General features: G+C 56.1%; 14 protein-coding genes. 3 read left to right on the top strand and 11 right to left on the bottom strand.

Going from position 1 to position 23,010, the window contains the following annotated elements:
- Positions 1-82 precede the first annotated feature (82 nt).
- The 6 genes from MKX63_RS08785 to MKX63_RS08760 all read right to left on the bottom strand — a co-directional run bounded on the left by MKX63_RS08785 (position 83) and on the right by MKX63_RS08760 (position 10,389).
- Positions 83-1,099, bottom strand: coding sequence for a glycoside hydrolase family 130 protein (locus tag MKX63_RS08785; RefSeq protein ID WP_238653091.1), 1,017 nt, complete (start codon positions 1,097-1,099; stop codon positions 83-85).
- A 262-nt stretch (positions 1,100-1,361) separates the two neighbouring features.
- On the bottom strand, positions 1,362-4,556 hold the full coding sequence (locus MKX63_RS08780) for an alpha-mannosidase (protein ID WP_341016555.1): 3,195 nt from the start codon (positions 4,554-4,556) through the stop codon (positions 1,362-1,364).
- 3 nt (positions 4,557-4,559) lie between these two features.
- Positions 4,560-6,863 (bottom strand): glycoside hydrolase family 3 N-terminal domain-containing protein, encoded by a 2,304-nt coding sequence (locus MKX63_RS08775; RefSeq protein WP_341016552.1) that lies wholly within the window; start codon positions 6,861-6,863, stop codon positions 4,560-4,562.
- Positions 6,864-6,892: 29 nt separating this feature from the next.
- Positions 6,893-8,509: an extracellular solute-binding protein gene (locus MKX63_RS08770; RefSeq protein ID WP_341016550.1), complete on the bottom strand. Its 1,617-nt coding sequence runs from the start codon at positions 8,507-8,509 to the stop codon at positions 6,893-6,895.
- Between the two features lie 37 nt (positions 8,510-8,546).
- The gene (locus tag MKX63_RS08765; RefSeq protein WP_036694906.1) at positions 8,547-9,458 is read right to left on the bottom strand and encodes a carbohydrate ABC transporter permease; all 912 of its coding nucleotides are present in this window, start codon (positions 9,456-9,458) and stop codon (positions 8,547-8,549) included.
- 16 nt (positions 9,459-9,474) lie between these two features.
- A complete protein-coding gene (locus MKX63_RS08760; protein ID WP_341016548.1) occupies positions 9,475-10,389 on the bottom strand; it encodes an ABC transporter permease in 915 nt (304 codons plus the stop codon).
- Positions 10,390-10,746: 357 nt separating this feature from the next.
- On the opposite strand from MKX63_RS08760, the gene MKX63_RS08755 reads away from it, so the two are divergent.
- The 3 genes from MKX63_RS08755 to MKX63_RS08745 all read left to right on the top strand — a co-directional run bounded on the left by MKX63_RS08755 (position 10,747) and on the right by MKX63_RS08745 (position 15,453).
- Entirely contained in the window at positions 10,747-13,503 is a 2,757-nt protein-coding gene (locus MKX63_RS08755) for an alpha-mannosidase (protein ID WP_341016547.1), read from the top strand.
- Positions 13,504-13,530: 27 nt separating this feature from the next.
- Positions 13,531-14,811, top strand: coding sequence for a glycoside hydrolase family 125 protein (locus tag MKX63_RS08750; RefSeq protein WP_341016546.1), 1,281 nt, complete (start codon positions 13,531-13,533; stop codon positions 14,809-14,811).
- A 150-nt stretch (positions 14,812-14,961) separates the two neighbouring features.
- A complete protein-coding gene (locus MKX63_RS08745) occupies positions 14,962-15,453 on the top strand; it encodes a hypothetical protein (RefSeq protein WP_341016543.1) in 492 nt (163 codons plus the stop codon).
- Between the two features lie 143 nt (positions 15,454-15,596).
- On the opposite strand, the gene deoC is transcribed toward MKX63_RS08745, so the two are convergent.
- From deoC to MKX63_RS08720, 5 genes are all read right to left on the bottom strand, one after another.
- The gene (gene deoC, locus MKX63_RS08740) at positions 15,597-16,274 is read right to left on the bottom strand and encodes a deoxyribose-phosphate aldolase (protein WP_339311648.1); all 678 of its coding nucleotides are present in this window, start codon (positions 16,272-16,274) and stop codon (positions 15,597-15,599) included.
- A 153-nt stretch (positions 16,275-16,427) separates the two neighbouring features.
- Positions 16,428-18,137 carry a methyl-accepting chemotaxis protein gene (locus MKX63_RS08735; RefSeq protein WP_341016541.1) on the bottom strand — a complete coding sequence of 570 codons (1,710 nt, stop codon included), beginning with the start codon at positions 18,135-18,137 and terminating at the stop codon, positions 16,428-16,430.
- Between the two features lie 278 nt (positions 18,138-18,415).
- Positions 18,416-19,492, bottom strand: a complete 1,077-nt coding sequence (locus MKX63_RS08730) for a bifunctional 3-deoxy-7-phosphoheptulonate synthase/chorismate mutase (protein ID WP_341016539.1) — start codon at positions 19,490-19,492, stop codon at positions 18,416-18,418.
- 486 nt (positions 19,493-19,978) lie between these two features.
- The gene (locus MKX63_RS08725) at positions 19,979-22,255 is read right to left on the bottom strand and encodes a PAS domain S-box protein (protein WP_341018574.1); all 2,277 of its coding nucleotides are present in this window, start codon (positions 22,253-22,255) and stop codon (positions 19,979-19,981) included.
- 212 nt (positions 22,256-22,467) lie between these two features.
- The gene (locus MKX63_RS08720) at positions 22,468-22,869 is read right to left on the bottom strand and encodes a response regulator (RefSeq protein ID WP_341016537.1); all 402 of its coding nucleotides are present in this window, start codon (positions 22,867-22,869) and stop codon (positions 22,468-22,470) included.
- Positions 22,870-23,010 lie beyond the last annotated feature (141 nt).

Here is a 23,010-nt window from a genome sequence, read left to right as displayed (position 1 = left end):
TTCAATATATAGCCGCTATACAGGAGACTCGCCACCGCGCCATTTGCTGTAATCAGGCGTCCGACTTAGCTGGTGCTTCCGGCTACTCCGCTTCCTGCAGAATATGCTCCACCAGTTCATCCAGCGGCACTGTAGCCAGCGCGATCGCTGTGTCGGTTACGCCGTAGTAGATATAGAGCAGGCCGTCCTTCACCACATTGCCGGTCGGGAAGATGACATTCGGAATCTGGAAGCCGAATTTCTCGTAATACGTCTCCGGCTCCATAATGAAATTATGGGTCCGGGCAATGATTTTCTCCGGCTGCTCCAGATCCAGCAGCATCGCTCCTACGCGGTACACGATATCCTCATCTACTCCGTGATAGAGTACCAGCCAGCCCTTGTCTGTACGGATTGGAGGCGTTGAGCCGCCGATCTTCCGCGATTCCCAGGACAGGTTCCCGGCGGTGGCGAGCAGCTTGGGCTCTTCCCAATGCACGAGATCCTCGGAATAGGTAATCCACATAGCGGCTTTTTCCGTTCCGTAAGCCTCGCCAACATATTCTTCGGGGCGGCGGAGCAGCACGAATTTGCCGTTGATTTTCTCAGGGAACAGGATGTTGTCCCGGTCGTTGATGTCCAGCGGTGTGGTGTCGGCCACGAACTCCCAGTCCAGCAGATTGGTTGACTTCAGAATCGAGGAGCGGGTCAGCCAGTGGCCCTCCTCTTCCCCCCAGCCGTCCGGGTATTTCGGAATGGAGCGCTCAGGGACGCCACGCCCGGTAGGATAATAGCTCATGGCGCAGGGGCGCAGGGCATAGTTCAGGTAGAAGGTTCCGTCGATCTTCACAATGCGCGGGTCCTGCACACTGCCGTACGGGAAGCCCAGCATATCCGGTGTAACAATTGGCTCATCCTTCACATGGGTGAAGTTCACGCCGTCCTCGCTCTCCAGCAGCCCCAGGAAGTTCTTGCACGGGGTCAGGGAACCAGCGGTACGTTCGATCATATAGAATTTGCCGTTATCAATGATAACCGCCGGATTGAACACGGTCACCTTACGCCATTCATAGCCGCCCGGGACGACAATCGGATTATTGGGATGTCTTGTAATTTGCATGTCTATTCCTCCTGCGAATGATGTTCGTGGTATATAGGAAGCATTTGAGTTGTGAACTTGAAGCTTCATCGTCACTCCGGTGAACATTTGGACTTCCGGCCGCGGCCCGTATACAGATTTCTTGATTCAAGCCGCTGGTTGCGGTTGAAATCCGTTGACTGCTGATGCTTCCGAAGTGAGCTTTCCTGCGGAAAGCTTTCAGGCGGACGCTACCGCTCCTACAGTTCCAAATTTCCCCTCCGCTCTTTGCTTTCAGTTAATTTCATTCATGCTTCTTATATAACTTAAGCGTCTGCACCTCGTAAGGTCTGAAGGACAGCGGGATCACACCGCTGGCGGTATCCACGGAGCCGATAGTGCTCTCCAGCAGATTGACGCGGCAGGCGCTGACGTTCTCGTCCTTCCAGTCCAGTGTAGCCGTCTCTCTGCTGCCCGCCGCTTCATACAGCCGGACAATCGTGCCGCTGCCGTCCTCGGCCGGCTTGATCGTGTCCAGCATGACATGATTGCTCTGGAAGGCCAGCCAGGCATGGGTGCTTGGATAACGTCCGGTATGCGGGGCTTCGCTCACCGCCAGCAGTGGCTCATTCAGCGCCGCCGCTTCGCGTACTACATCGGCCTGCCGCCAATCTCCGCTGTGCGGATAGAGCGAGTAGGTGAATTCATGCTCCCCCTGGTCGGCATTGCGGTCCGGCCAGCGCGGGGAGCGCAGCAGCGAGAGCCACAGCACCCCGTCATGGATGTCATAGCCGTATTTGCAGTCGTTCAGCAGGCTGACACCGTAGCTGCCTTCAGATAGATCAGCCCACCGGTGTCCGCAAACCTCGAATTTCGCCTGCTCCCAGCTGGTGTTGCGGTGGGTCGGACGCTCCAGCGCGCCGAACGGAATCTCATAGGTAGCCTTCGCAGCCACAATATCGACCGGAAAAGCAACCTTCAGCAGCTTATGCTGCTCCCGCCAGCTTACACTGGTGCGGAAATCCACTCTGCGGCTGTTCCGGGGCAGGACGATCTCCTGCTCAATCTGCGATTCACCGAGCTGCCAGCGGAACTTCAGCACAGTCTGCACAGGTCCGCTGCTGACTACCCGGCGCTCAAGCAGCTTTGCCTTGCCCGCCGGCTGCTGCTCATAACGCGGGTCTATATCCCAGGCATCCCACAGCGGCGGGGTATCATGATAGAACTGCAGCTGGTTGCCGGTCTGGCCGGGCTGGAGCAGCTCGCGGTCTGCGCTTTTGTCATACCAGTTGCTGATCTCGCCGTCTTCATTGAACTTCAGGATATAATGGTCTGTCTCCCATTGCTCCGGGAAGCCGTCTCCAGTAGCAGAATCTGCACGTGACACATGCCTTACTCCGGCTGGCTCCGCAGCCTCCCGCAGCCAGATCGTGCGGCAGCCGAAGGCCGGAACCTTGCGGACCTGCACAGCCAGCGTGTAGCTATCCCCGCCAGCCTCCGTGTTCCAGTATTCGCTTGGCAGCAGGCCATCTTCATCGAATACCTGCACCGCAGCCAGTTCAGGACCGCCTTGCAGCCGGATGACCTCCGTCCGCTCCCAGCTCAGGCTGTTGAAGACCACATAAGGGCGGCCTTCGCCCGATGTATTCACTTGGCCTGCCAGAGTGTGCAGAGCGGTGTCCAGCACCTGCCCGCCCAGACGGAAAATCTCCGCGTATTCCTCCCGCGAGGTTGTATACACCTCCGGGATTGAAGTCCCCGGAATGATGTCATGGAACTGGTTGAGCAGCAGCAGCTTCCAGCCCTCGGCCAGTCCCTGGGCAGGCATCATACGCTGCAAATCGGGCTGATCCGGCTGTTCCGGCTGATTCGGCAGCTCCGGCTGATCCAACCCCAGAGCACCGTCCTTCTGTGCCAGCACGCTCCAGATCTCCGCCTGCCGGTATAAGATCTCCGCCTTGCGGTTGCTGCGTTTATTGAAGGCATGGGTCGTGAAGGTGCCCCGATGCAGCTCCAGATAGAGATCGCCGTGCCACGCCGGAAGCTCCGGCTGGCGTGCACCGATCCCCGAGAAGAAGGCTTCTGCCGTCGAGAATGTGCTGACCGGCTGGCCCGTCGCGAGGCTGGTGCGGCTCACATATTCCAGCATCTCGTGAGTCACTCCGCCTCCGCCGTCCCCGTGGCCGTAGAGCAGCATCAGCTCATCATGCTCTTCCTTCTGGGTGTTGGCCTGCCAGTGCTCCTGCACATCCTTCGGATGCGTATGCTCGTTCACCCCATGGTTCTGATAGGCCACAATCTTCGTCCCGTCAATGCCGACCCAATGGAATAAGGTATGCGGGAAGGGATTGGTATCATTCCAGCCCAGCTTGGTGGTCATGAAATAATCGATGCCTGCCTGCTTCAGCAGCTGCGGCAGGGAGGCGCAATAGCCGAAGGTATCCGGCAGCCATTCAATCGTGGAATGCTTGCCGAATTCCTTCATATAGAAATCCTGCCCGTACAGCATCTGCCGGACCAGCGACTCCCCGCCGGGAATGTTCAGATCCGGCTCCACCCACATACCGCCGACTAGCTCCCATCGGCCTTCGGCAATCCGCTCCTTGATCCGCCCGTACAGCTCGGGATAATGCTCTTTGGCGAAGGTATAGAGCTGGGGCTGGCTCTGCGAGTACCGGAAGTCCGGGTACTTGTCCATCAGGGTGCAGACGGTGGAGAAGGTCCGGCTGACCTTGCGCACCGTCTCCCGGACCGGCCACAGCCAGGCCACATCAATATGCGACTGGCCGACCATATGCATCGTCCCGGGGTCCAGTCCCGCAGGCCGTTCCGCCTCTGCCGCAGCCCGCAGTTGCTGTTCAGCCGCAGTTACAGCACCGCCGTCAAGCAGCAGCTCCTCCTTCATATAGAGCGTGTCCATCACCCGCTCCAGCGCCTTAAGGCTGCGGATGCGGCGCATGTCGCCCTCCGGCAGCAGGAGGGCCGCTTCGTGCACGATTCTCACCGTATGCAGCAGGCTGTATACCGGACGATTGACGCGCACCAGCTTGATTTCAATGCCCGTCAGCGGCGGCTTAATCACCGCCTGCCGGTTCAGCGGGTCCTCCGGCTCCGGCACCGGATCATACAGCTCGATGTCCAGCTTCAGGCGTTCACCCGCAGCGCCGGACGGCAGCGGAATGAACCAGTGATTGCTGTCCAGGCCATGATACGGCGCTCCGTCCAGCCTCAGCAGGCCTTCCCCGCGTCCCAGATAGAGCAGCGCCGCCTCTTCAGGTGCCCAGTCTCCCGGAACCGTAATCTCCCGGTGAAGGAAATACGTAGTGCCATACCCGCCGTCCAGCAGAGAAATATTGTATTCCTGATGCACTTCCTCCTCATGCTCATAGCAGCCGGGAGTAAAGTAGCGGGATTTACGCATAGTCCATTCCGCAAGCTCTCTCTTCTCAGCCCACTGCCGCTTGGCCAGCCATCCGGTGAACCGGTCCATTCGCTTCATGGCTTAGCCCTCCTCTCTGACCTGGAGAGGCGCGCTCAGATACTCGGCGGAGTTCGGACCAGCCATCACTGTGAAATCTCCCGGCTCGACGATCCGCGTCAGATCCGCCGATACATACTCCAGCTCCTCCCGGCCTACACGGAATGTCACCGTCTGCGTATCTCCCGGCTGAAGGCTGATTTTGCGGAAGCCCTTAAGCTGCTTCTCGGGACGGGTAATGGAAGAGGCGAGGTCAGAAATATACAGCTGGACCACCTCGCTGCCCGCCCGGTCCCCCCTGTTAGTTACATCCACGTAGACCAGCGCTTCTTCCTCCGCAGAGATGACAGCAGGCTCGACCTTCAGATTGCTATAGTTGAATTCAGTGAAGCTAAGACCATAACCGAAGGGGTATTCAGCATGGAAATCCGTCTCCAGATATCGTTTGCCTCTTGTCCGCCGCTTGTAGTAATACACGGGAAGCTGGCCGACATGCTTCGGAATGCTGATCGTCAGCCGCCCGGAAGGGTTCACCTCACCGAACAGGATATCGGCAATCGCATGTCCGCCCTCCTGCCCCGGGTACCAGGCCTCCAGAATGGCATCGGCGTGCTCTACAATCCAAGGCTCGGCAATCGGGCGGCCGTTGATATAGACCACAATCAGCGGCTTGCCCAGCTTATGAAGCTCCTGCGCCAATTCAAGCTGCACGCCCATCAGATTCAGCGTGGACCGGTCGATGCCCTCCCCGCATTCCATGTCGCTCCAGGAATGTTCGGTCACGACAGAAGCGCCGGTGAGCAGATCAATCGTCCCCTCACCGAAATCCCTGGCGCTGGAGCCGCCGATCGCCAGCACTATCGCATCGGCTTCAGCCGCACAAGCCAGCGCAGGGGCGAAGCCTTCCCGGGAATCGCCCTTGATACGGCAGCCGGGTGCATACGATACCCGGTCCGCACCGCCGCCCAGCGCTTGCCGGATGCCCTCCAGCACGGTAACAATCGCGCCTGCGGGCTGCGGCGAGGTGTAGTCGCCAAGCTGGTTGTACGGGGCATCCGCATTGGGTCCGATTACGGCAAGCTTGCGAATCCCCTTACTCAGCGGCAGCGCTGCGTTCTCATTTTTCAGCATGATGATGCTCTCACCGGCGATCCGCCGGGCTAGCTCGCGGTGCTCCGGCTTGCCGATGGTGCTCTCCGCCTGCTCAGGATCAGCATAAGGACGGTCGAACAGCCCCAGCTTGAATTTCAGCTCCAGAATCCGCGCCGCTGCGCGGTCGAGATCGGATTCCTGAAGCCGTCCATGCTCGATAGCAGCCGCGATATGCTGCTCAAACATTTCACCCGACATCTCCATGTCGATGCCCGCCAACAGTGCCTGGGCTACAGCCGTTTCTCCGCTGTCTGCGGTGTTATGACCATTCGTCAGCATCCCCAGCGCTCCGCAGTCCGTGATCACGAACCCTTCGAAGCCCCACTGCTCCCGCAGCACATCCTGCAAAAGATAACGGTTCGTCGTACAAGGAACGCCGTCAATCTCGTTGTACGCTGTCATGATAGACAGTGCTCCGGCCTCCACCGCCTTACGGAACGGCAGCAGATCGACCTCATGCAGCTCGCGCAGTCCCATGTGCACGGGCGCAGAGTTCCGCCCGCCTTCAGAACTGCCATAGGCGGCGAAATGCTTCAAGGTCGCCAGCACGGAATCCTCCGCCTCCAGCCTTTCTCCCTGCAAGCCCTTCACGGCCTCCACGCCCATAGCCGCAATCAGGAACGGGTCTTCGCCGAAGGTCTCCTCCGTCCGGCCCCAGCGCGGATCACGCACCACATCCAGCACCGGCGAGTAGGTCGCCGCCCCGCCCTGGCTGCGGGTCTCAAGCGCTACCACCCGGCACATCTCCCGGTACAGCTCCGGGTTCCACATGCTGCCCAGTGCAAGCGGCACCGGAAATACAGTAGCCCCGATCGCCATATGCCCGTGGGAGCATTCCTCCCCGAACAGAATCGGAATCCCGAGCCGGCTCTCCTTCATCGCATAGGCCTGAATCGCATTGACCGCCTCCGCCCCTTCCTTCGGGGACAGGCCGGTCTCCAGCGTAACTCCGGTCCACGGGTCGGCACGCAGCGTTCCATACAGGGAGCCGACACCACCGGCGGCAACCTGCCTTTTGAAAGCCTCCGTCATACCCGTAGTTCCGTCCGCGTGCTTCTCATAGCACTGCCAGCCGAAAGGCTGGACTAATTGTCCAGCCTTCTCTCCAAGTGTCATGCGCTGCAGCAGGTCCTGTACCCGATCCGCCACAGTCCGCGTTTTATCCTTATAGATCATTTTTACAGCACCTTTCTGCTGAGCCTGAATCAGTTAGTCTTCCAGCGGTCATACGCAGCCTGGTTAATCTCGGCTACACGCTCTCCGCCCATCTTCTTGACAGTTGCCACATAGTTGTCCCAGCCGGTCAGCGGCTCGGCGCCGGTGATGAACTTCGCTTCCATCTGCTTCACATAGGTGCTCAGATCTGAATTCAGACTGCTGATTTCAGTCTGCTCTTCCACCGTGAGGAACAGGGCCGGGAACGGAATCCGCGCGCCTTTATCCAGCAGCTTCTGCTTAGTCTCCTGCTCTACCCAGAGGTCGAAGTCTGTCTTCAGCCCCTTGTTGATGTCATCCATCGACAGGGTTGGTGCAGGAATGCCGTAGTTCGGCGTCAAAGTAGCCCGGAAATCCTCCATCTCCTTGCCGTCCGGTACAGGCAGGTATTGCTTCACGCGGTTGTCTTTGTCCGTGTACTCCCAGAGCGTACCCTCCGGCCCTTTGTTGAAGAACAGAGCGCCTTCATAGGAATAGAGGTAATCTACCCAGCGGAGCGAGGCTTCCGGTGCAGGGTTACTGTTCGTAATGGCGAATGCGCCTGTTGTAATCCCTCTGTTCTTGGCAATCGCCGGAGCGGACACCGATTCACTGCGCACAGGGGCGAACATCGGATCTGCCGTGGACGGCTCTCCGCCCTTCGTCATATAAGCATGCCAGTCGGAAAAGAGTGCCACGCGGTTGTTCTGCGCCTTGGCCTTCTTCTGCTCCGCCGTCTGCGAGAAGCTCTCATGATCCAGCAGCTCCTCGGACCACAGGCGGTTCATATACGTCAGGTACTCCTTATAGCCTTCTTCAAGCGGGGTATAGTGGACCTTGTCCGCATCGTCTACATAGATTTCTTCTTCATAGATGCCAAAAGCGCCCAGCAGCCAGGTGCGGATATCGCGGAGGTTCGCAGCGGTTGTCGTCACCGAGGAGATTGGAATCTCATCGGCCACCCCGTTGCCGTTCGGATCTTCATCCTTGACGCGCTTCAGGTAGGTGTACAGCTCCTCTGTCGTTTCCGGCAGCTTATCGATGTTCAGCGCCTTCAGGAAGTCGCCGTTATACCACATCGGGTTGCGGTACCAGTGCTGGCTCATTTCCACCACCGGCAGGGAGTAGATATGACCGTCCGGGGCGGTAATCGATTTGCGCACATCCGGGTTCTCCTCCAGCAGTGCCTTGAAGTTCGGGGCATACTCTTCGATCAGGTCCTCCAGCGGGATCAGAATCCCCTGTTCACCGTAATTCATCTGCTCGGCAGTCGTCAGACCGGCCGCATAGAAAATATCCGGGTAATCGCCGCTGGCGAATACCAGATTCTTTTTGGTATCGAAGCTGTCCTTCGGCGCATTTTTATATTCCATCGTAATCCCGGTCTTCTCCTTCATCTGCTGGAGCACCGGCATGTTCTCCCAGTTCTGAATGCCTACATCCGGGGCCATCATGGACAGAGTGATCGGCTCATTCACAATCGGGAAGCCCTCTTTGTTCACTGTAGCCTCTGCGGTACCCTTGTCCGTTTTACCTTCATCTGACCCCGAGCTCCCGCAGCCTGCCAGCAGCCCGACAATCACAGCCGAAGACAGCAGAATCTTCCATGGTTTACGTGTGATCTGCATTCATAATTCCTCCCTTAGGTTCATTACATTTTAACCTTTAGCCTTTCACAGAGCCAATCATGACCCCTTGGACAAAATAACGCTGCAGGAACGGGTAGACCGCCACAATCGGCAGCGTCGATACAACGATAACTCCGTATTTGACCAGCGATGCTGTCTCTGCCTTATTATTCATGGCCATAGCTACCTCGCCGTTGATCGCAGCGCCTGTGGTCTCGGCCGACATCTCCTGTAGGACCAGGATCTGGCGCAGCACCATCTGCAGCGGATACTTCGCTTCATCATTCAAATAGATCAGGGACGGGAAGTAACTGTTCCAGTGTCCAACCCCGTAGAACAGGGCCATTACGGCGACAATCGGCGCGGACAGCGGCAGGATAATGCGGATGAACAGCTTCAGATTCGTACAGCCGTCGATGTGGGCCGCTTCCTGTAGTTCTTTTGGAATGGTGGACTGGAAAAAGGTGCGGGCGACCACGATGTTCCACACCGACGCAGCCACCGGCAGGATCAGCGCCCCCATGCTGTTAATGAGGCCCAGGTTCTTAACCAGCAGATACGTCGGCACCAGCCCGCCGCTGAAGAACATTGTGAACAGAATGAGGCCCATGAACAACTGGCGTCCGACAAAATCAGACCGGCTAAGCGCATAGGCAGCAGGCAGTGTAACCGCCAGATTCAACAGAGTGCCCACCGCAGTGTAAATGATAGTATTCAGATACCCGTTCCAGATCTTCGGGTTCTCGAACACCAGCTTGTAGCCGTCCAGCGTCACATTCTTCGGGAACAGCCACATGGCGCCCGAATTGACATCCTGCGGCGAACTGATGGACGCGCTGAGGATGTAGATCAGCGGATAGAGGACCACTACCAGCGCAAGGCACAGATAGATGTAGGTGCTGATCAGAAACAGCTTATCTCCCCTGGATTCTTTCATCGCAGTAACCAAAGACTTCAACTCCTTTCTACCAGAGGCTGTTCTCACTGGTGCGTTTGGCAATCCGGTTGACGGTAACGAGCAGTATTACATTGACCACCGAGTTGAACAATCCGACAGCGGTCGAGAAGCTGTATTGGGCGTTCACCAGACCGGCTCGGTAGACATAGGTGGATATGACATCAGAGGCTTCCATGTTGAGCGAATTCTGCAGCAGCAGGATTTTCTCGAAGCCCAGGCCCAGAATGTTACCCATGTTCAGAATCAGCATGATCGTAATCGTGGGTATAATCGTCGGCAGATTGATATGCAGCACCCGCTTGATCCGGCTCGCTCCATCCACAATGGCCGCTTCATGCAGCTGTGGATCGACGCCGGACAGGGCCGCGAGATAGATAATCGTCCCCCACCCGGTGCTCTGCCAGACGCCTGAGAAGACGTACACCGTCTTGAACCAGGCCGGATCGGTCAGGAACTGTGCGGGCTCCAAGCCCAGGAATTCAATCGCCCGGACGATCATTCCGCTGGAGGGCGACAGGAAGGTAATAATCATCCCCGCCATGACGACCACTGAGATGAAATGCGGCGCATAGGTAACCGTCTGGACCGACTTCTTGAACGGGCCGTTGCGGACCTCATTGAAGGCCAGGGCCAGAATGATCGGCAGCGGGAACCCGATGGCAAGCTCATAGAAGCTGATGCTGAACGTGTTCCACAGCAGATCCCAGAAGAAATAAGAATTGAAGAACCGTTCGAAATGGTCGAAGCCTACCCAGTCGCTGCCTGTAATTCCTTTAGAAGGTACGAAGTTTTTGAAGGCAATCTGAATGCCGTACATCGGACCATAATGAAAGATGAAGAAATACAGTAACGCGGGAAGCATGAACAGATAGAGCTCCCAATTCTGCCAGATTCGTTTGCCAAGGGACTTGTTCCCCTTCATTCTCCCACTCCTCTCTATGTTAGTTTTCATTACAAGTAAATCTGTATCCGCTTCGCATTATTGTGAAGGCCCTTCCTGCTAACGCTTACATCCCAAATTGTAGAGAAACTAAGCTGACATCGTAAATATGTAGGTTGTGCATTGTCATGTTAACCAAGTGTAAAACCGCGCTGCTACGGGGCTTACGGGCTGAATAGCTTGTCTGCGCTGCTCCCCGCTGTCTGCGGTAAATGTGTGAATTATGAACCCTCCTCCCCTCTGCAAAAGTTACATATTGTGCTCCCCCGGCAGGTATGCAAACATTTGCTACGAATGCCAACGCTACAACACCCGACTGACATATAGGAGGTTTCTGTCATGACCCGTACAACTGCCCACCTGATCTCACACACCCACTGGGACCGGGAATGGTATATGCCTTATGAGCGGCACCATGTGCTGCTGGCGAAGCTGATGAACGAGCTGCTGGAGACGCTGGAGCAGGACGAGCGCTACCGGTACTTCCACCTGGACGGACAGACCATAATTATTGAAGACTATCTGCAAGTGCATCCTGAGCGGAGAGAGCAGCTCGAGCGGTTCATCCGCGAAGGCCGGATTGTCATCGGTCCCTGGTATGTGCTCCAGGATGAATTCCTGACCAGCTCCGAGGCCAATGTGCGCAATCTGCTGATCGGCCATCAGGATGCGGCGAAATATGGCGTGATCTCGAAGCTCGGCTACTTCCCCGATTCCTTCGGCAATATGGGCCAAGCCCCCCAGCTGCTCAAGCAGGCTGACATCGAGACTGCGGTGTTCGGCCGCGGCGTGAAGCCGACAGGCTTCGATAACATGGTCGGCGAGCTGAACAGCACCAGCTATGAGTCGCCATACTCGGAGATGTACTGGGAATCCCCGGATGGCTCGGTTGTACTTGGATTACTGTTTGCGAACTGGTACAGCAACGGCAATGAGGTGCCGGTGGATGCCGCGGAAGCTAAGGTTTTCTGGGACAAAAAAATCGCAGATGCCGGCAAATACGCCTCCACCCCGGAGCTGCTGTTCATGAACGGCTGTGATCATCAGCCGGTGCAGCGTGATCTCGCGGATGCGCTGGAGACGGCCCGGAAGCTGTACCCGGACACGGACTTTGTCCATTCCAGCTTCGAGAAGTATCTGAAGGCACTGGCTCCTTCGCTTCCTGAGGATCTGGTCACCGTGCATGGCGAGCTGCGCAGCCAGCATACGGACGGCTGGGGGACGCTGGTGAATACCGCTTCTGCCCGCGTCTACCTGAAGCAGCTCAACCAGCAGGGCCAGACGCTGCTAGAGAAGGGCGCTGAGCCGCTGGCGGCACTCGCTTACCTGGTCAGCGGGCAGGCTTATCCCCATGCCCTGCTGACCTACGCCTGGAAGACGCTGATGCAGAATCACCCGCATGACAGCATCTGCGGCTGCAGTGTCGATGAGGTCCACCGCGAGATGATCAGCCGCTTCAAGAAGAGCCGCCATGTCGGCGAAGCTATTATAGAAGACAGTCTGAAAGCGGTCTCCGCGCAGATTGGCACCCGGAAGGTCGCGGCCTGGAGCGAATCGGCCCGGCCGGTGACGGTGTTCAATACTACCGGCTGGGAGCGCAGCGGAACAGTAAGCGTGGAGGTGATCTTCGCCAAGCGTTACTTCAAGGAAGGACCGAATCCGGCGGCGATTGCTGAAGCGCTGGATCAGCTTCCGCTTGACCTTACGCGCGGGCGGCTGCTCGATGCTGAAGGGCGGAGCGTGGCTTGCAAGGCGGAGGATCTCTGCACCCGGTTCGGCTATGAGCTGCCGGATGACCAGTTCCGCAAGCCTTATATGGCCCGGATGGTCCGGCTGACCTTCGAGGCCGCACAGGTGCCAGCGTTAGGCTACAGCACCTACGCCTGGGTAGAATCGGCGGATGAATCCGCCGGGGCTGCTGCTGAGGGCCCGCTTAAGCTGCTGGAACGGGGGATGGAGAATGAATTCCTGGCTGTCCGTATCCGCGAAGACGGTTCTTATGATGTGGCCGACAAGCGGACGGGCCGCAGCTTCACTGGACTCGGCGTCTATGAGAACTGCGGCGATATCGGCAATGAATATGTGTTCCGCCAGCCGGAGGGCGATGCTGCACTGACGACCAAGGGCCTCGCTGCCCGCATCTCGCTTGCCGAGCATGAGCCTTACCGCATCACGTATGAAATTGTGCACGAGTGGACGATTCCGGTCTCCGCCGATGCTTCGTTCGAGGATGAGAAGCGCAGAATGGTGCAGTTCCGGCAGCGCAAGGCCGGACGCTCTACGGAGCAGGTGCCGCTGCGGATCGTGACCCGGATCAGCCTGGAGGCCGGCGAGACCGGCGTTCAGGTCTCGGCCGCGTTCAATAATCAGGCCAAGGACCACCGGCTGCGCGTGCTTTTCCCTACCGGGCTGGCCGCTTCCACCCTGCGGGCCGATTCCATCTTCGAAGCCGCCGAGCGCGACATTGAACCGGCTGCGGACTGGATCAATCCAAGCAATGCCCAGCACCAGCAGGCTTATGTCAGTGTGTCGGACGGCAGCGCCGGACTGCTGGTGGCCAACAAGGGGCTGAACGAATACGAGGTGCTGCGGGACGGCAGCAATACGATTGCCGTTACCCTGCTGCGCAGCGTATCGGAGCTGGGCGACTGGGGTGTGTTCCCTACACCGGAAGCACAATGCCTTGGCGAGCAGACCGTGGAATTCGCGATTCGTCCCTTTGCCGGGGATGCAGACTGGACGGAGGCTTGTGCCTGGGCCTACCAGTACCAGGTGCCTTGGTTCACGGTCCAGACCGGCTGGCAGGAGGGCTCCCTCCCTGCGGTTTATCAGCCGCTAGAGTGGCAGGGCCGCACCCTGGCACTGTCCGCCTGCAAAATGTCCGCAGACCATGAGGACATTATCCTGCGCTGGTACAATCTGGCGGGAGTAGAGCAAGAGCTTGCGCTTACGCCGCATTTTCCGGTGGAGGCTGTCTATGCCAGTGATATTCTGGAACGGCGCAAGCAGCGGGAAGCCCTGGATGAAGGCACTATCCGCCGCTCTATCGGTAAAGCTCAAATCGTCACCTATGCCTTGCAACCCGTACAACCCTAAATTCACTAAGCCAGGAGGAGTTATACTATGAAGTTGCCCGCTTCCATTACCGCCTATCTGAATGAGGCCGATGAACGGCTAGCGCATCACCCGAAACTGCAGCAGTTGTTCCGCAACTGCTTCCCGAACACGCTGGAGACCACAACCAAGCTGCTGGATGACGGCACGACCTTCGTGTTCACCGGCGATATTCCGGCCATGTGGCTGCGTGATTCGACGGAGCAGGTGCGGCACTATATTCCTTTTGCCAAAAACGACCCTGAATTGCAGCGGATTCTCCGCGGCCTGATTGCCCGCCAGATGTTCTATGTAAATATTGATCCGTACACCAATGCCTTCAACGAGACGGCAAGCGACAAGCATTACCGGGATACGGACGACTGCAACTTGAATCCGTGGATGTGGGAGCGCAAATATGAGCTGGACTCGCTCTGCTTTGTCGTTCAACTGGCTTATATGTACTGGAAGGAAGCGGAGCAGACCGACATCTTCGATGCCGCCTGCTATCAGGCGCTGACCTCGATTGTAAACACGATTGAGACTGAGCAGCGCCACGGGGAGAAGTCTCCGTACCACTTCATCCGCCAGACGCTGAAGGATACCGAGACCTTGCAGAATGAGGGCCGGGGAATGCCGGTCAACTATACGGGGATGAGCTGGTCGGGCTTCCGCCCGAGCGATGATAGCTGCGAATTCGGCTACAATATTCCCTCGAATATGTTCGCTGTAGTCATTCTGGGGTATATCGGCGAGATGGCCAGCGAGGTCTACCAGGACGAGCGGCTGGCGGCGAGAGCGGCGAAGCTGCGCAAGGAGATCGACTTCGGCATCCGCACCTACGGCATCGTGAACCATCCGAAATACGGCAGAATCTATGCCTATGAGACGGACGGCTACGGCAACTACTCGCTGATGGACGATGCCGGAACCCCGGGGCTGATCTCTATTCCTTACATTGGTTACGTGGGCGTGGAGGATGAGATTTATCAGAATACCCGCCGGTTCGCGCTCAGCTTCGATAACCCCTTCTATTTCGAGGGCAAGCACGCCAAGGGCATCGGCAGTCCGCACACCCCGGGCGGTTACGTCTGGCATATGGCACTCTCGATGCAGGCGCTGACGGCGGATAACGATGAGGAGATCAAGGCGCTGATCGACATGCTGATTCGCACCGACGCCGATACCGGCTACATGCACGAAGGCTTCCACCCGGATAATCCGGCCGACTTCTCGCGCGAATGGTTCGCCTGGTCCAACAGCCTGTTCGCTACGCTGATCGGCAAGGCGATGGATAAGGGGCTGGTTTAAGGGGGCTCGGTAAGGGGGGAATTGAACAGTCATTTCTCTCTCACCGATCAGTTATATAGAGAGCATTGTTGCATATTTTGCAGAATTCTTCTATAACTTGATTGTGGTAGAAGGTTGCATTATTTATTCCCTGGAAATCAACCTTCAATAATGCCTACTGCCTTGCCCCTCAACCATAGATCATTCATAAAATTGGCTACCTGGAATATATATGGAAATGGGGCGAGGGGATTAACTATGCTAAAGCTCAATAATATCAGTTGTATGTATGCTTTATTATTATTCATTGAATTACAATTAATGGGGAATGTAAATAGATTGAGTAGGACAACTGGTTTAGATTTCGTTTTTACAAATAGATTGGTCTCAATTTTTAATATAATATTTTTTATATTAGGCACGGCTTTCTTCGTTTTTTATACCAACAAACATTTTAAAGAATCTAAATTAAATTATTTCACGGCAATTCTATGGTTGCCATACTTCGCCATTTTCGTATTTGTTTTTACCGCAATATGGCCAAATGTGAATCCTGCTGAAATGGTTCCTCCAGTGCATGGACTCCTTGCTATTGGTGCTATGGTTACATATCCTTTTTATATAACTTTTATTAATTTGTTAAGCACCCTTAAATACAATTAATTAAAAAGTGGTTCGGCAGCGCTCATTCGTTCATTAACAGTTGGAGGAAATCCATCTCCCCTACTTCCCACAAGCAGAAAACGGCTGCGGCTCCCTTGAACTCAAGGACGCCGCAGCCGTTTCTTCATCTAGCTGTATTTTGCTTAGTAACCGCTCTGGCTCTGCTCGCCCTTGGCAATGGCTACGCCGCCGCTGGTTCCGATCCGGCTGGCGCCTGCGCCGATCATCACGAGGGCGTCTTCCGCGCTGCGGACTCCGCCGGAAGCCTTCACGCCGATCTCCGGTCCGACCGTTGCCCGCATCAGGGCGATATCTTCCTTCGTTGCCCCGCCGGTCGAGAAGCCGGTCGAAGTCTTCACGAAGTCTGCTCCCGCTTCTACAGCAAGCTTGCAGGCACGGACCTTCTCCTCTTCAGTCAGCAGGCAGGCCTCAATAATGACCTTGGTCAGCGCTTTGCCGCGCGCGGCTTCGACTACAGCAACCATATCGCGCTTGACCAGCTCGTCATTGCCGTCCTTCAGTGCGCCGATATTAATGACCATATCCACCTCACCGGCGCCGTTCGCAATGGCATCCTTCGTCTCAAAAGCCTTCGTCTCAGGCGTCGATGCCCCCAGCGGGAAGCCGATTACTGTACACACCTTCACTTCTGGCGTATCCTTTAGCACAGCATGCGCAGTAGCTACCCAAGCCGGATTCACACACACAGAGGCGAATTTGTAGGCTTTAGCCTCTTCGGCAAGCTTGATAATATCGTCTTTCCGGGCATCCGCCTTCAGCAGCGTATGATCAATAATCCCGGATATTGTAGTTTCACTCATGTTCAATTCCTCCATATAATCGGTAATAGATGTTCAACATCCCTTGTAATCATACCAATAGTCGTAAGCTTTTGAAAGCTGGAGGGCATAACATCTGCTAATCCTGTATCCACTCCGGGCAATATATAGATCAAGCCCACTGAACCTCTTGCCTTATACATTCACCTGCCGGATGGCCTCCCGCAGATCGCCCGTACTCGCGCTGACGCTTAGTGAAGCCTCATAGACTTCTTTGATTCGCGCCAATTGCAGATCGGTCAGCTCACGGATCTCCCGGGTCTGCTCCGAGACCTCTCCGGCAATATCCGCCATGCTGCCCACCGCTGCCGCAACCTCCTCCGAGCCGGCGGAGAGCTGCTCCGCTGTCGCCGACACATCAATGATCTGTCCGGCCACCTCCCGGAAGGCGGCGGAGGCCTCCAGCAGAGCAACCTCCGCCTCGGCTGACATCCGCACCCCCTCCTTCACTTCAGCAGCCGCTTCCGTCATCTGTACCCCGATGCTCGCCGAAGCCTGGCTGATATGCAGCAGCAGCTCAGCCACCCGCTCGGCCGAGGCAGCGGAGCCTTCCGCCAGCTTGCGTACTTCACCGGCTACGACAGTGAAGCCTCTGCCGTGCTCCCCCGCACGCGCCGCCTCAATCGAGGCATTCAGCGCCAGCAGCTTCGTCTGATCTGCTGACTGCCTGATCGCAGCCAGCGCGCCTTCTATCTCATCCGTGTACCCTTGCAGCCGCTGCACAATATCCAGCGTCTCCCCGGTGGATATAGAGATCGACTTCATCTGCTGATTGGTGTGGTTCATAGCCGTCTGGGACGCCTCTGCAATGTCCAGCGCCTTGACTGCGAATTCCGAGACCGCAGCCGAGGCCTCCGAGATGCGCGAGATGCCCAGTGCCATCTCATCCATAGCCACAGCGCTGCTCTGTGCGCCTTCCGTCTGCGAGTTAGCCCCCGCATGGATATCGCTGATTCTGCCGCTCACCGTCTCACTCATCTTCAGCACATCATCGGCATTCCTGGCGAAGGTCTCGGAAGAGCCGTAGAGACTGTCGGATGCGGTAGACACCCCGGACACCATCCCCCGCACTCTGGCATTCAGATCCCCTGACATCTGGAGCATCGCCTGATAAGCCCTGCCAATCTCATCCCGGGAGGTGACCGGACGGGAATGCAGGATACGGGCAGCCCCAGCGAGCTCTCCTTCAGCCATCTTGCCCGCACTCTGCGTAATCGTCTTCAGCGGACGCAATGACCTGGATACGAACCATGCCAGCACCGCGAGTGCGCCCAGAGACAGAGCCAGAATAATACTATAGAGCGGCAGGCTCTCGATCAGGACATCACGGGTCAGCGTACTCAGCACAGCCACATCCGTATCAATGCCCAGCGCCCCGACCAGCTTCCCGGCGGTGTCCTTCATAGGAACGAATGCCGAGATATAATCTCCGTATTCGGGATTGCTGATCAGCGGCGTGCTGGCATTCTCCCCGGCAAGCACAGCCGTAACTGCGGCCGCTGGCATATCGGTACTCTCATTAATCCCCGAAGCCAGCGGGTCTCCCTCCGGCCTGCCGTCAATCATCAGCTGCGGCTGGCGGGCATCATCAATCCGCACAAAATATACATAACGGGCACCAATCGACTTCCGGAACTGATCCAGTTCATGACGGAGCGACCAATACAGGTCCGACTGCTGCGGATCGGCCAGGAATTCACTGTAGCGCCCGGCATCAATCTGCGTCACATAATGGCTGGCAATACTCATGTTGTAGCTGCTGATCGTCCCTTTGACCGCTGATCCGGTGTTCACCCACTGAATGGCGGCATTGCCTGCTGTAATGCAGAGAATCACTAAAGTCATAACACACAGAATACGGGCAATCAATCTGGTTTGGATAAAAGAAAACATGGAGGCCTTCCCTTTCGCGCATCACAATTGCGTAATTATAGTAGGGCCATCCGAAGAAGCAATGACAAATGTCCCTCTACCGGAAAATTTCGACAAACTTTTTAAAAACCCTTTTCCTAAGACGGCACAAATGATTAAATTTTGAATATTCAAATAAAGAAATTTTATATTATAAAAAAAGGCTGCTTCCGAAGCCCGCTCGCTCCAAAAACAGCCTTCTGTCCTACCGGTTAACGGTATAATCCCGAAGCCTTCACTTCATTGAAGAAGGTGTTGAACTCCTCAATATTAAGCTGCTGCGCCGCATCGGACAAGGCGGTGGCCGGATCAGGATGCACCTCAACCATAATCCCGTCGGCACCGGCAGCAAGCGCGGCCTTGGCACATGGAATCAGGATATCCTTGCGTCCGGTGGAATGGGTGACATCGACCAGCACCGGCAGATGGCATTCCTGCTTAAGAATCGGCACCGCCGAGATATCCAGCGTATTGCGCGTTGACCGCTCATAGGTGCGGATACCGCGTTCAATCAGCATAATCTCCATATTGCCGCGGGACATAATATATTCTGCCGCATGAACGAATTCATCCAGCGTGGCGGATAGTCCGCGCTTCAGCAGCACCGGCTTATTCACTTCTCCTACCGCCTTAAGCAGCTCGAAGTTGTGCATGTTCCGCGCGCCGACCTGAATGACATCCACATAATCCAGCGCTTCTTCAATATGCCGGGGATCGACAATCTCACTGATCGTCAAAAGCCCGTATTCACTCGCCGCTTCACGCAGAATCCGCAGGCCATCCATGCCCAGCCCCTGGAAATCATAAGGGGAGGTCCGGGGCTTGAAGGCTCCGCCGCGCATCACCTTCACGCCTGCCTTCTGCAGGGCCGCAGCTACCGTACGGGTCTGCAGCTCACTCTCCACCGAGCATGGTCCAGCTACCATCAGCGAGGATAATCCGCCAACAGTAACGCCGCCCGGCAGCTCGATAACTGTATCTTCTGCATGGTCTTTACGCGCTACCAGCAGGGTCTTCTTATGCTCCGTGCTTTGCAGATCAAGCGAAGCAGAGAAAATCTGCTTGAACAGCGTGCGGATGGTTCCATCCGTGAACGGCCCTTTATTGCCTGCCACCATCTTCTCCAGCATCGCCTTCTCCCGTTCAGGATCGAACTTCGGCACGCCCTGCTTCTCTTTGAGCACCCCAATCTCCTGAACGATTCCGGCACGCTCCGAGATCAGCTCCAGCAGCTGACTGTTAATCTCATCCAATCTCGCTCTCAGATCATCCAATTCCACATTACTCATTCCCAGACACTCCTTTGTGATATTAATAATTAAGGCTATGAACGAACGCAAAAAGACCCCCCGCCGCAAGGGACGAGGAGCCGTGGTACCACCCTTATTTAGAGCTGAATCCTGCTGACGAAGCAGCATATGACGGCATCCCTGAAGGTTACCGGCCATAGATTCATTCTGTCTTACATCCGTTAACGCAGGAAGCGGGCCACCCTACTCATACCTGCTGCAGCAGTGTACTTCAGGGACCGACTCGGAAGTGAACTTCGGCACTAAACGTCTCATGAGGGTGCTCTCAGTCTCCGGCACGCCTTCCCTGTTAAGATCCGCTATGAAGTGCTTACTCTCTTCGTCATTGTCATTACTAGGTATATCAGTGCTCTTATGCACCAGTTTCTGCTATCTTAATCAAAAAGACTTCCATATGCAAGATAGTACAGCACTGCATTGCAGCTTTAGCTCAGTATTGTGATTATTCTGTGAAGAGAGAACCGCTTATTCCTGTTCTGCAAAAAATTTCCCGATCACTTTAGCAATGCTGCCAGTTCTCAGCGGCTTGCTGATATACTCGTCCATTCCTGCTTCGAGGCACAGCTCCCGGTCGCCCTTAAGCGCGTTGGCCGTTACTGCAACAATAACCGGCTGCCGGTCTGCCGGCTGCTCTGCCCTGATGGCAGCTGTGGCCTCCAGGCCATTCATCCCGGGCATCTGCACATCCATGAAGATCAGATCATAGCCGTGCCGGGCCGTCATATCGACCGCCTGCCGCCCGTCCTCGGCCACATCGACGGTGAAGCCGCGCTTCTCCAGGATCTTACGCAGGACGATCTGGTTGATCACATTGTCCTCGGCGACCAGAATATGCAGGGAACGGCCTGCTGATTGCTGCTCCGGCAGAATTCCCTCCAGCCCGTCAGCCGGAAGCGCCTGCGCTTCTGTCCGGAGGACCACGGTGAACACAAAGGTCGCCCCTTGCTCGGCCGCTGTATCCAGATAAATGCCGCCGCCCATCCGTTCGGCCAATTGCTTGCTGATCGCCAGCCCCAGACCGGTGCCTTCCCCCTGACGGCCCCTGAAATGCTCCAGCTGATAGAACGGCTCGAACAAGCGGCTGCGGGCCTCCTCGGGAATGCCGCTGCCCGTATCCGCCACGGTGAACTGGAGCGTTACTCCTGCCGGGCCATCGGCAATGCGCTTTACGCTTACCTTTACCCCTCCGGTACAGGTGAACTTCACAGCATTGCCGGCCAGATTGAGCAGGATCTGCTTCAGCCGCTCCCCGTCCCCGATCAGCCGCTGCGGCACATCCGGCCCGGTCTCCACGCTAAGGGTCAGCCCCTTGCGCTCCGCCTTGAGCTGAAGCAGCTCCAGCACGGAATCCAAGCAGTGCCGGAGAATGAACGGCTCGTCCTGGAGTGAGATTTTGCCAGCCTCAATCTTGGAGAGATCGAGAATGTCGTTGATGATATTGAGCAGGGATTCGCCGCTCTGGCGGATAATCTCCAGGAACTCCCGCTGCTGCGAACCCGGCTCACTGCTCTCCAGGAGCAGGTCGGTCATCCCGATCACCCCGTTCATTGGGGTACGGATTTCGTGGCTCATCATGGCCAGGAACTCACTTTTGGCGCGGTTCGTATTCTCTGCGGTCTCCTTGGCAATCAGCAGCCGCTTCTGCTCGGTAATATCCTTGACGATAATATAAAAGCCTACGGTAGACTGGTTGATAATAATCGGCGCAAGGGTGGTCAGAACCTCGACCGAATGCCCGTCCTTATGCCAGATCAGGTTGATATCCTGTCCCGCGGAGCCGTTCTGCCGGCGGGGACCGATTACATTCTGCAGCTGGCGCTCGCCGATGATCCGGCTGACACTCATGCCCACCAACTCAGCTATCGTATACCCTGTCAGCCGTACCGCCTGTTCATTCCCGTTAATAATATGGCCTTCCAGGTCCAGCGATATGATCGCGTCATGATTATATTTCTTCAGCGAGGTATAACGCTCGACGGACTCCTGAAGCTTCTGCTCCACAATCTTGCGCCGGGTCACATCGCGGCCGACAGCCAGCACCCCGCGCTCCCCGCCGTCTTCCACCGTTCTCAGAGAGAATTCAATCCAGATATATTGGCCATTCGCATGTAATATCCGGAGCTGGACATCAGGCGATTCTGCCATCTGCTCCGCACTGATTAAGGCCAGATCCTCAGGATGAACCAATCTGCTACTGTCACGGCCGATCAGCTCTTCCGGTCTATACCCGAGCACCTCTTCCACTGAGGGGGAGCAATAACGGCAGACTGAACCCGGCGCCGCATAGTAGACAATGTCCCTGATGTTGCCGGCAATCAGCCGGTACAGCCGCTCAGACGGTCCGGGAAGTGTCTCAGCCGGTGCCTCAAGCAGCCTTCCGGCCAAGTGAACGATATAATATAACCCCTCTCCCGTAGAAGGCTCGCTCACCCTCGCTACATGCAGCAGCACTGGAACCGCCGAACCGTCCGCATGGCGCAGCTTGATTTCGGCTTCAAAAAAAGGGGCTGCTCCGCTCCTGAGGCTCCCCATCCTGTAACTATGTATGTGCAGGCTAGCTTCATCCCAGAACGCTTGGAAGCTGCGTCCCAGCAGCTGCTCTTCGGAATATCCGAGCAAGAGGGTTACCGCCGGATTCACTTTCATCCATTCTTCAGCCATGGAGAGAAAGGCTACTCCGGCAGTTCCTGTCTTAAATGCCTGTTCAAATGGAGAAGACGACTCCGTATGATGCCCTAGCATAAGATCCACCGCCCGTTTGTGAAATATTGAATGCAATTCTTTTATATTAAATCTGCAATATAAATATCTTGCATAATCGGGCGAAAGTCAAATCATTATGTCGAATACCAATAATTCCTTATTCAGCGGATTACAGCAGTTCGTGAACCCGCCGCCAGACAGAGATCTCCCCAGCTCCCCACCTTAATGAATCCCCTGTTACTGTTTTCGTGCTAAATCTTCTGTAGGTCTTCTCCGTAGAGCAGCCTTTTCACGGTTTCGGTGAACGCTTTAACCTGAAAGGGCTTGGTGATATATTCGGCAAAGCCCTTCTTCCGGGCCTTTTCAATATCCGAGTTTTGCGCAAACGCACTGGTTGCCAGCACCGGAATATGACAGGTTGCCTGATCCTGCTGCAGTATTTCCAGGGCTTCATATCCGTTAAGTCCGGGAAGCCCGATGTCCAGGATGATCAGATCCGGCAGAGCTTCCTGTGCTATTTGCAGTCCAAGCTCTGCCGTTTCAGCCTTCAGCAGCAATACGGAGGGCAGATTTCTTTTGAAGATATGGTGTACTAAGGCCATATTGAGCTGATTATCTTCTACATATAATACCGTCCACTTGCACTCCTCCATCCAGCTTATCCTCCTAAAAAGTCTCAGCACCCCTAACTGCAGATGGGCAGAAAATAAAAAAACCGAAGAAAGGGACCATTCCCCCTTCTTCGGCTCATGTTCGGCTCATTTGCATGTCCGACTCATTTCCACCCATATATG

Origin of the sequence: Paenibacillus sp. FSL R7-0179 (assembly GCF_038002265.1) — a bacterium.
Taxonomy (GTDB): domain Bacteria; phylum Bacillota; class Bacilli; order Paenibacillales; family Paenibacillaceae; genus Paenibacillus_AQ.
The sequence above is the reverse complement of the archived record's forward strand: the minus strand, read 5'-3'. Positions and strand labels throughout refer to the sequence as shown.

Coding starts and splice junctions, on each gene's coding strand:
- MKX63_RS08785 (WP_238653091.1), bottom strand. CDS start 1,099: ATGCAAATTACAAGACATCCCAATAATCCGATTGTCGTCCCGGGCGGC.
- MKX63_RS08780 (WP_341016555.1), bottom strand. CDS start 4,556: ATGAAGCGAATGGACCGGTTCACCGGATGGCTGGCCAAGCGGCAGTGG.
- MKX63_RS08775 (WP_341016552.1), bottom strand. CDS start 6,863: ATGATCTATAAGGATAAAACGCGGACTGTGGCGGATCGGGTACAGGAC.
- MKX63_RS08770 (WP_341016550.1), bottom strand. CDS start 8,509: ATGCAGATCACACGTAAACCATGGAAGATTCTGCTGTCTTCGGCTGTG.
- MKX63_RS08760 (WP_341016548.1), bottom strand. CDS start 10,389: ATGAAGGGGAACAAGTCCCTTGGCAAACGAATCTGGCAGAATTGGGAG.
- MKX63_RS08755 (WP_341016547.1), top strand. CDS start 10,747: ATGACCCGTACAACTGCCCACCTGATCTCACACACCCACTGGGACCGG.
- MKX63_RS08750 (WP_341016546.1), top strand. CDS start 13,531: ATGAAGTTGCCCGCTTCCATTACCGCCTATCTGAATGAGGCCGATGAA.
- MKX63_RS08745 (WP_341016543.1), top strand. CDS start 14,962: ATGCCTACTGCCTTGCCCCTCAACCATAGATCATTCATAAAATTGGCT.
- deoC (WP_339311648.1), bottom strand. CDS start 16,274: ATGAGTGAAACTACAATATCCGGGATTATTGATCATACGCTGCTGAAG.
- MKX63_RS08735 (WP_341016541.1), bottom strand. CDS start 18,137: ATGACTTTAGTGATTCTCTGCATTACAGCAGGCAATGCCGCCATTCAG.
- MKX63_RS08730 (WP_341016539.1), bottom strand. CDS start 19,492: ATGAGTAATGTGGAATTGGATGATCTGAGAGCGAGATTGGATGAGATT.
- MKX63_RS08725 (WP_341018574.1), bottom strand. CDS start 22,255: ATGCTAGGGCATCATACGGAGTCGTCTTCTCCATTTGAACAGGCATTT.
- MKX63_RS08720 (WP_341016537.1), bottom strand. CDS start 22,869: ATGGAGGAGTGCAAGTGGACGGTATTATATGTAGAAGATAATCAGCTC.